The organism is Sporichthyaceae bacterium (assembly GCA_036493475.1).
Taxonomy (GTDB): domain Bacteria; phylum Actinomycetota; class Actinomycetes; order Sporichthyales; family Sporichthyaceae; genus DASQPJ01.
Genome location: DASXPS010000095.1, coordinates 1 through 1,927, shown reverse-complemented (window position 1 = coordinate 1,927; position 1,927 = coordinate 1). Strand labels below are relative to the sequence as shown.

Sequence of the window (1,927 nt, the reverse complement as noted above, 5' to 3'; positions counted from 1 at the left end):
CACCGGGGACCTCCTGACAGAGCCCACCCTGCACCGGGTGGCTCGCTAGCCCCGTCCTTCGCACATGATGGAAGGTCAGTTCTCGGCGCGTTGTCTTGATCATGTTAGCGCGGGATGCGACAACAGGGTGTGCGTGGGCAGCGGGCGGTGTATGGGCCGTCGAGTGTGGATATGGCGTTGGGTGCGTTGCCGGTGGTGGCTGAGTTCTCCCGGCGGCTCGATCTGGTCGGGATCATCGATCGGGCGTGTCCAGTGCGGGATGTGGCGATCGTGTCGCATGGGCAGGTGATCGAGGCGTTGATCGCGAATCGGTTGACCTCGCCTGCGCCGATGTGGCGGGTGGGTGATTGGGCGCGGGAGTGGGCGGTCGACCAGGCGCTGGGGGTGCCCTCTGGGGCGCTCAACGACGATCGGATCGCGCGGGCGTTGGACGCGATCGCGCCGGAACTGGATCACATCGTGGGCTCGGTAGGTGCGCAGGCGATCGCGGGGTTCGGGTTGGATGTGGCCCGGCTGCACTGGGACATGACCTCGGTGTCGTTGTACGGGGCCTACGAGCAGACCGACCCGGATCATCCAGCCCCGAAGTTCGGGCATCCCAAGGATCGGCGCCCGGATCTCAAGCAGATCCAGACCGGGCTGGCCGTGACCGGGGACGGCGCGGTACCGGTGTTCCACCGCGCTTATGCCGGTGGTGCCGGTGAGGTCAGCCAGGTCAGCACGGCGATGCGGGCATGCCGCGACCTGGCCGGTCCGCGACGGTTCCTGCTGGTCGGGGACTCGAAGCTGGTGTCTTACAGCAACTTGTCGGACATGATCGCGGCCGGGGTCCAGTTCATCGCGCCGGCGTCGAAGACCTACGTGCGGGCCGCGGAGTTGGCCGCGCTCGATCGCGGCACGGCCACCGAGGTGGACTACGTCGCCGACCGCGACGCTGGGGTCGCGCCCGCGGCGCGGGGCAGCTGGGCGGTCCGCGAGGACGCGATGACGATCACCGGGAAACGCACACGCGACCCGGTGCTGGCGCTGCGGCGGGTGTTCGTGCACTCCAGCGCGCGGGCCGCCGCCGCGGCCACCGCTCGGGTCAAGAAGCTCGACCGGGCCCGCGACGACCTCGACCGGCTCGCTCGAGGGCTGGGCTCACGGCACTACCCCGACCAAGCCGCGGTCACCGCCCGGGTCGCCGCGATCGCCCGCGACCGCAGGGTCACCGCCTACCTGCGTACCACCATCGGTACCGACCCGGGCACCGGGAAACCCACCCTGGCCTGGTCGTTCGACCAGGCCGCGCTCGCCCAGGAAGCCGCTACCGACGGCTGGTACGCCCTGCTCACCAACCTGCCCACCGACATCGACCCGTCCGAGGTGCTGCGCCGCTACAAGGGTCAAGAAGCCGTCGAACGCCGCTACGGCGCCTTCAAGGGACCACTGGCCGTGGCCCCGATGTTCCTGCACAACAACCGCCGGATCGCCGCGTTGATCACCGTGATCTGCCTGGCCCTGCTCATCTTCAGCCTCGTCGAACGCCACGTACGCCGGGCCATCGCCCCAGCCACTACCCTCGACGGACTCCGACCCGGCCGCCCGACCAAACCCACCGGACGACTGATCTTCGAGGCACTGTCGCGGCTGCGCCTGATCCCAGCCTCCGACGGCCGGCACGCGATCATTCCCCGACCAGGACCGATACAAGCCCGACTCCTGGACATGCTTGACGTCGACCCCACCCGACCACCATGATCAACAAATCTCGGAGTCGCCGGGCCACCCACCGTCATGTGCGAAATGCGGGGCTAGCCGAGCGCGCGATGCTGCGGGCGTTGCCGGTGTACCGACGGCCCGCGGCCCAAGTCGTCTTGGGTCTGGCGGCGCGGCAGGTCCCTTTACGTGGGGTCGGTAAAGCAGCGTTCTCCCAGGCTTTCGACGT

The 1,927-nt window shown here is 69.0% G+C and carries 1 protein-coding gene; it reads left to right on the top strand.

The window, feature by feature from the left end; all coding sequences use genetic code 11:
- Window positions 1-114: 114 nt before the first annotated feature.
- Window positions 115-1,740 carry an IS1634 family transposase gene (locus VGJ14_10620; GenBank protein HEY2832867.1) on the top strand — a complete coding sequence of 542 codons (1,626 nt, stop codon included), beginning with the start codon at window positions 115-117 and terminating at the stop codon, window positions 1,738-1,740.
- Window positions 1,741-1,927 lie beyond the last annotated feature (187 nt).